The sequence below is a fragment of the Flavobacterium sp. genome (assembly GCF_035760125.1).
Lineage (GTDB): Bacteria > Bacteroidota > Bacteroidia > Flavobacteriales > Flavobacteriaceae > Flavobacterium.
The window spans coordinates 1-2,250 of sequence record NZ_DASTTN010000334.1; the positions used below are offsets into that span (position 1 = coordinate 1).

Below are 2,250 nucleotides of genomic sequence, written 5' to 3' on the forward strand. Positions count from 1 at the left end.
TTCAATTCATATACTGTGTGATATTGTTTTCCATAAATGATTTTTTCCTCATTTACGACTGGATTGTTCATGTTTTCCACAAAGCCAAGTCCAATTCCACCACCGTTCCCTACGTCAATAAAACCATCTTGCGGACGAGTGTATAAAGCATATTTTCCGTTTACAAATTCTGGATGCAATACCACATTTCGTTGTTGTCCAGTGTTTGAAATCAAATCAGGTAATCTTTCCCAGTTGATTAAATCTTTGGTGCGTACAATTCCTGCATTGGCAATAGCAGTACTGGTGTCGCCTTTAGGAGCTGATGGATCTTTTCTTTCAGTGCAGAAAATACCGTAAATCCATCCGTCTTCATGCTTTATTAAACGCATATCATAAACATTAGTGTCTGGCTCTTCGGTCTGTGGAATCACACAAGGTTTGTCCCAAAATTTGAAATTATCAATACCATTTGGACTTTCGGCAACAGCAAAGAAAGATTTTCTGTCTGCACCTTCCACACGGGCAACAAGGATATATTTATCATTCCATTTGATGGCTCCTGCATTGAATGTGGCATTTATGGCAATTCTCTCCAAAAACAATGGATTTGTATTTGGATTAAAATCAAATCTCCATTCCAGCGGTGTGTGCGCGGCTGTTAAAACAGGGTTTTTATAGCGAGTGTATATTCCGTTTCCAATACCGTCTTGTGGTTCATTTTTTGTTTGAATTAAAGCATTGAATTGCTTGTCGAGTTCGATTTTTATTTGTTTTAAATCGACATTTATTTTTGTAGTGCTCATAACTGAATTTTCTAAAATCAAGTATTATTTGTTTAAGTTTCTTTTGTGATTAAGTTCGTCTTCTATGGTCTGCAACTTTTCTTCAGATAATGGATAGAATATGATGAAAAGTACAGATAGTGCTGCAGCAATAGCTGGAAGGATGCTCAGCATTAGTAATATTCCGTTTTGTGCAGTGACAGTTTGCACTACGTTTGCCTGGAAGCCAAAGTATCCCAAAAGCCATCCAGTTGCAGCACCACCGATTGTCCATCCAAATTTTTGAGACATCGAGGAAGCTGAAAAGATAAGACCAGTGGCTCTTCTTCCTTGTTTCCACTCAGAGTAATCGGCACTATCAGCATACATAGACCAGATTAATGGGAATATGCACCCGGCGCAAATACTAATCAATATTTGGAAAACCATAATCAATACAATATTTTCCTTTCCAATATAATAGAAGAGGATACTTAAAATTGAAGCAAGTGCCATAGCTCCAAAAAAGGTTTTCTTTTTGCCAATTTTGTTTGCAATTGGAGTAGCTGCAATCACACCAATAATGTTTGCAGCTTGTCCCAGTACCAAGTAAAGCGTGGTTGGAGTCATCGCAAAATTTTCTCCAAAAATGTTGAAACTATAGCTCACTGTACTGCTAACATAATATTTGAAGTAGTAAACCGCTGCCCCATCACGAATGGAATTGAATACCAAAGCACCAATTCCAGCACCCAATAAAATCCACCAAGGTCTGTTTTTAAGAAGGTCATTTAAATCTTCTTTTAGATTTGGTTTTTCATCATTTATAGGTTGTACCCTTTCTTTGGTTAGAAAAAAGCAAGACCAAAAGAAAATTGTAGTGATGATTCCAAAAACAATTATAGTGTATAACCAACCTGTCTTGGAGTTTAAACTTCCACCAAAATGATTCACCAATGGTTCGATTAACCAAAGAGCCAATAAGCTCCCGCCAAAGGCAAAAACCATGCGATAGGAGGAAAGCGTAGTACGTTCTTTTCGATCACCGGACATAACTCCCAGCAAAGAAGCATACGGAACATTGATTATCGAATAGATCATCATCATTAATGAATAAGTAACGTATGCATATATTATTTTCCCTTTTTCGTCAAAATCTGGAGTGTAAAAAGTAAGAACCCCAATTAATGCAAAAGGAATTGCCGTCCACAATAAATAAGGTCTGAATTTTCCCCAACGGCTTTTGGTACGGTCTGCAATAATTCCCACCAAAGGGTCAAAGCAGGAATCCCAAATACGGGTAATCAAGAACATGGTTCCCACCACGGCAGGCGCTATACCAAAGACATCAGTGTAAAAGAACATAAGATACATACTGAAAATTTTCCAAAACATAGAGGAAGCAGCATCTCCCAACCCGTAACCAACTTTTTCTTTTAAACTGATTTTATAATCCATTATTTTCTTGGGGTTTGTTGTCATGGTTTTATTTTTTATAAAGGTTTAT

Annotated in this window: 2 protein-coding genes; both read right to left on the reverse strand. The window is 37.2% G+C overall.

What is annotated here, in order from left to right; translation table 11 throughout:
• Positions 1 to 785 (reverse strand): glycosidase (locus tag VFS71_RS11995; RefSeq protein WP_326401520.1); only part of this gene is annotated, 785 nt, incomplete at its 3' end.
• A gap of 24 nt (positions 786 to 809) precedes the next feature.
• Entirely contained in the window at positions 810 to 2,225 is a 1,416-nt protein-coding gene (locus VFS71_RS12000) for an MFS transporter (RefSeq protein WP_326401521.1), read from the reverse strand.
• Between the last annotated feature and the right edge of the window lie 25 nt (positions 2,226 to 2,250).